Genomic DNA, 3,760 nt, shown 5'->3' on the forward strand with positions numbered 1-3,760 from the left:
CGAGTACCCGCTTCGCGGCCCTGCCCCGTGGCCCTCGAGGCAAGGGCGAAGGTGGTGAGAACGTGGGACCCTAACCCCTGAACTCCCCCCAACAGGAAGGCGGGCCTAGCGCCCAAAGCGGCCTTCAGGCTTTAAGCGGACTTTTCGCACCTCGAGGAGGTGCCATGCGGGAAACGCGCATGGTCTACCCCGTCTTCCCCGGGGAGACTAACCACTACGGGACCCTTTTTGGCGGAACGGTTTTGGCCTGGATGGACCAGGCGGCCTTCGTGGCCGCCACCCGGCACGCCCGCAGGAAGGTGGTGACGGTGCACGCCGACGCCGTGGACTTCAAGCGGCCCGTACCCCTGGGGGCCATCGTGGAGCTGGTGGCCCGGCTCAAGGAGGTGGGGCGCACCTCCATGCGGGTGGAGGTGGAGATGTGGGTGGAGCCGGTGAAGGAAGGCGAGGAGGCCTACCTAGCTGCCCGGGGTGGGTTCGTGCTGGTGGCCTTGGACGAGCGCGGGAGGCCGAGCCCCGTGCCGCCCCTGGAAGGAGGTGAGGCCCGTGCCCCTCACGGCGCCTAGAGCCCACTACCGCCCCTACGAGTACCCGGGGCTTCTCCGCTACCGGGACGCCATCCGGCACAGCTACTGGGTGCACACGGAGTTCAGCTTCCAGGCCGACCTCCAGGACCACGCCCTCTCCGAGGAGAAGGAGCGGCACCTGGTGGAGCGGGCCCTCCTCGCCATCGCCCAGGTGGAGCTCGCCGTGAAGCTCTTCTGGGCCCGCCTCTACGACCGCTTCCCCAAGCCCGAGATCGCCGAGGTGGGCATGACCTTCGCCGAGAGCGAGGTGCGCCACGCCAACGCCTACGCCCACCTCCTGGAGCTCCTGGGCCTTGAGGTCGCTTTCCAGCGCGCCTTGGAGGAGGCCACCCCCCTTAAGGAGCGGGCCCTGGCCCTGGAGGGGGTCCTCAGGCGGTCCAGGGAGGCGGGCCTCCGGGAGTACGCCCTGGCCCTCCTCCTCTTCTCCGCCTTCACCGAGCATGTCTCCCTCTTCTCCCAGTTCTACGTCCTCATGGCCTTGAACCGCCGGGGAAACCGCTACAAGGGGGTCTCCAACGCCATTGAGGCCACCAGCAAGGAGGAGAACATCCACGGCCTTTTCGGGGCGGAGCTTCTGCGCCTCCTGAAGGAGGAGAGACCCGACCTCTTCAGGGAAGCCTTCCAGGAAGAGGCCCTCCGCCTCGCCCAGGAGCTCTTCCGGGCCGAGGAGGGCCTCTTGGACTGGCTCTTCGCCAGGGGGGAGCCCGCCTTGGTGGGGCACGGGGAGACCCTGGAGTTTCTCAAGCACCGCTACAACGAGGTCCTCGCCCTCCATGGCCTCCCCGAGGCCTTCCCCGTGGACCGGGTAAAGCTTCGGGACACGGAGTGGTTCACCCTGGAGCTCCTCGCCGACAAGGAGGTGGACTTCTTCAACAAGCGCAGCGTGGCCTACGCCCGCAGGGTACAGAGTTTTGACCCGGGGGAACTCTTCTAGGAGGCAACATGACGAGGACCAAGCGGACCTACGCGCCCTACTACTGGGCCAACGAGCCCACCCGCCTTTACATGAGCCGGGGCTACCTCCTCCCCGGGGTGAGCGTGGAGGAGAGGGTCAAGGAGATCGCCGACCGGGCGGAGGCCCTCACCGGGATCGAGGGCTTTTCCCGGAAGTTCCAGGAGTACATGGCCCGGGGGTACTACTCCCTCGCCACCCCCATCTGGGCGAACTACGGCCTCAAGCGGGGCCTTCCCATCTCCTGCTACGGCACCTACGTGGAGGACGACACCGCCTCCATCCTCCGGGCGGTGGCCGAGGTGGGGATGATGAGCAAGCAGGGGGGCGGCACCTCCGTCTACCTGGGCCGGCTCCGCCCCCGGGGCGCCCCCATCCGGGACAACGGGGAGAGCAACGGCTCCTTCGCCTTCGCCAGCCTCTTTGACCGGGTGATCGAGGTCTTCAACCAGGGCTCCACCCGCCGCGGCCAGTGCGCCGCCTACCTGGACGCGGAGCACCCGGACTTGGAGGAGTGGCTCTCCATCCAGCGGGAGCATTCCCCCGTCCAGTCCCTCTTCTGGGGGGTCTCGCTGGGGAACCGCTGGCTGGAGGAGATGGTGGCGGGCGACCCAAAGAAGCGGGCCCGTTGGGCCCAGATCCTCAAGGCCCGGGCCGAGGTGGGCATCCCCTACCTCTTCTTCCGAGACCACGCCAACGAGAAGGCCCCCGAGGTCTTCAAAACCCTCGGCAAGACCATCTGGGCCAGCAACCTCTGCACGGAGATCATGCTCCCCTCCTCGGAGGAGGAGAGCTTCGTCTGCTGCCTCTCCTCCATGAACCTCCTCCACTACGAGGAGTGGAAGGGCACGGACGCGGTGGAGACCCTGGTGATCTTCCTGGACTCCGTTTTGGACGATTTCATTGAGAAAGCGGAGGGCTTACCCTACATGGAGCGGGCGGTCCGCTTCGCCCGGCGCTACCGGGCCATCGGCCTCGGGGTCCTGGGGTGGCACAGCTACCTCCAGTCCCAAAGGATCCCCCTGGAAAGCCCCGAGGCCTTCCGGAGAAACGCCGAGATCTTCAAGACCCTCCGGGAGCGGGCGGAGGAGGCCTCGAGGTGGCTGAGGAAGCGCCACCCCGAGGACGAGCTCGCCGGGGTGGGGGAGCTGAAGGAACGGCGCAACGCCACCCTCCTCGCCATCGCCCCCACCAAGTCCAGCGCCTTCATCCTGGGCCAGGTCTCCCCTTCCATTGAGCCCTACACCAGCAACTACTACCTGAAGGACCTGCAAAAGGCCAAGGTCCCCTTCAAGAACCCCTTCCTGGCGGAGCTCCTGAAGGAGAAGGGCCGGGACGAGGAAAGGGTGTGGCGGAGCATCTTGGAGCACAACGGCTCCGTCCAGCACCTGGACTTCCTCACGGAGGAGGAGAAGGCGGTCTTCAAGACCTTCGCCGAGGTCTCCCAGATGACCCTCGTCAACCTCGCGGCCTCCCGGCAGAAGCACATCGACCAGGGCCAGTCCCTGAACCTGGTGGTCCACCCCGAGGCCCCCCCCAAGGACGTGAACGCCCTCGTCCTCCACGCCTGGCGTTCAGGCCTCAAGGCCCTATACTACCAGTTCAGCCAGAGCATGGCCCAGGCCTACAGCCGGGATCTCCTCCTCTCCTGCCGGGCCTGCGAGGGCTGACGGCAGGCTACCCAAGAGGGGCCCGGGAGATGGTGTCCCTTCCATCCCGGGCCCTCTATCCGCCCAAAGAAGGGCCTTAGAAGGGAAGTTCCTCAAAGCCCCACACCTCGGCCTCCGCCGCCCTAAAGGACTCCTCGGGGGAGAGGCCCCGCCGCATCGGCCCGCACCCACTCTGCCCATAGCTCGGTCCCGTCGTCCAAGGGCTCGGGGGCCAAGACCTCGGTCAGCGGAGCTACCTCGGGGACCTCCGGCACCTCCCCTACCCCCTCGCACTCCGTGGCGCTCCAGAGAAGGGGTTCGCCCGTAAAGCCCACGGTGTAGACGAAGCCCGTTCCCCCGCACACCGCGCACGGCACCTTTCGTTTGCTCTTCACCCGCACCTTTACCGTTCGGTCCATGGCGAAAAGCTCGGCGGGGGCGGGTCCTCCCCGCCCCCTAGCCCTTGTCTTAGCTACAAAGCTCCTGAGAAAAGGGGAACCGTGTAGCTAAGCACCCCACCGCGGCAAAAGCCGCGGTGGGGGCCCCAAAAGAGCTTTCCCACGGCCCCAGCT

General features: G+C 66.9%; 4 protein-coding genes. 3 read left to right on the plus strand and 1 reads right to left on the minus strand.

Translation table 11 applies throughout. The features are described from left to right. Nucleotides 1-164 precede the first annotated feature (164 nt). From AC01Y6_RS09830 to AC01Y6_RS09840, 3 genes are read left to right on the plus strand one after another with little or no spacing between them, the layout of a single operon-like run. Nucleotides 165-566 carry an acyl-CoA thioesterase gene (locus AC01Y6_RS09830; RefSeq protein WP_428720723.1) on the plus strand — a complete coding sequence of 134 codons (402 nt, stop codon included), beginning with the start codon at nt 165-167 and terminating at the stop codon, nt 564-566. Further along, nucleotides 547-1,521: a ribonucleotide-diphosphate reductase subunit beta gene (locus AC01Y6_RS09835; protein ID WP_476671341.1), complete on the plus strand. Its 975-nt coding sequence runs from the start codon at nt 547-549 to the stop codon at nt 1,519-1,521. The genes AC01Y6_RS09830 and AC01Y6_RS09835 overlap by 20 nt, the downstream gene beginning before the upstream one ends. A gap of 8 nt (nt 1,522-1,529) precedes the next feature. After that, a complete protein-coding gene (locus tag AC01Y6_RS09840) occupies nt 1,530-3,209 on the plus strand; it encodes a ribonucleoside-diphosphate reductase subunit alpha (protein ID WP_428720725.1) in 1,680 nt (559 codons plus the stop codon). Nucleotides 3,210-3,331: 122 nt separating this feature from the next. Here AC01Y6_RS09840 and AC01Y6_RS09845 read toward each other — a convergent pair whose 3' ends face one another. After that, nucleotides 3,332-3,607, minus strand: coding sequence for a hypothetical protein (locus tag AC01Y6_RS09845; protein WP_476671343.1), 276 nt, complete (start codon nt 3,605-3,607; stop codon nt 3,332-3,334). Between the last annotated feature and the right edge of the window lie 153 nt (nt 3,608-3,760).

It is taken from the genome of Thermus sp. (assembly GCF_056332225.1).

What these genes read in the sequence shown, in the direction of transcription:
- AC01Y6_RS09830 (WP_428720723.1), top strand. Translation starts at nt 165, where the DNA reads ATGCGGGAAACGCGCATGGTCTACCCCGTCTTCCCCGGGGAGACTAAC.
- AC01Y6_RS09840 (WP_428720725.1), top strand. Translation starts at nt 1,530, where the DNA reads ATGACGAGGACCAAGCGGACCTACGCGCCCTACTACTGGGCCAACGAG.
- AC01Y6_RS09845 (WP_476671343.1), bottom strand. Translation starts at nt 3,607, where the DNA reads ATGGACCGAACGGTAAAGGTGCGGGTGAAGAGCAAACGAAAGGTGCCG.